Raw genomic sequence first — 337 nt, forward strand, 5'->3', positions numbered from 1 at the left:
GGTTGATCCCGACGTATAAATGACATATGCTAAATCTTCGGCCCTGTTAATAACATCAATGTTCGTCTCCAACTGATGTAATAAATCCTCTGAATCTATGTTAAATATGGTTCCGCTGTACGTTAATTCATTTGGAAGTCCTTCTTCAGTTAACAGCAGGCCGCTTTTACTGTCTTTCAGCATATAATTGATCCTGTCTGCCGGATAATCAGGATCAAGCGGTAAGTAGCATCCCCCTGCCTTTAGTATTCCTAATATTCCTATAATCAATCGGAAAGACCTTCTTACCAAAATAGGAACCACAACATTCTCTTTGATGCCGTTTTCCCTGAGGGCT

Annotated in this window: 1 protein-coding gene; it reads right to left on the minus strand. The window is 40.4% G+C overall.

Annotated elements, in window-relative coordinates; genetic code table 11:
* A partial coding sequence (locus tag SB658_RS22655) for an AMP-binding protein (RefSeq protein WP_410602475.1) occupies positions 1-318 on the minus strand: 318 nt, incomplete at its 3' end.
* Between the last annotated feature and the right edge of the window lie 19 nt (positions 319-337).

The sequence above is a fragment of the Bacillus sp. SIMBA_008 genome (assembly GCF_046535495.1).
Lineage (GTDB): Bacteria > Bacillota > Bacilli > Bacillales > Bacillaceae > Bacillus > Bacillus subtilis.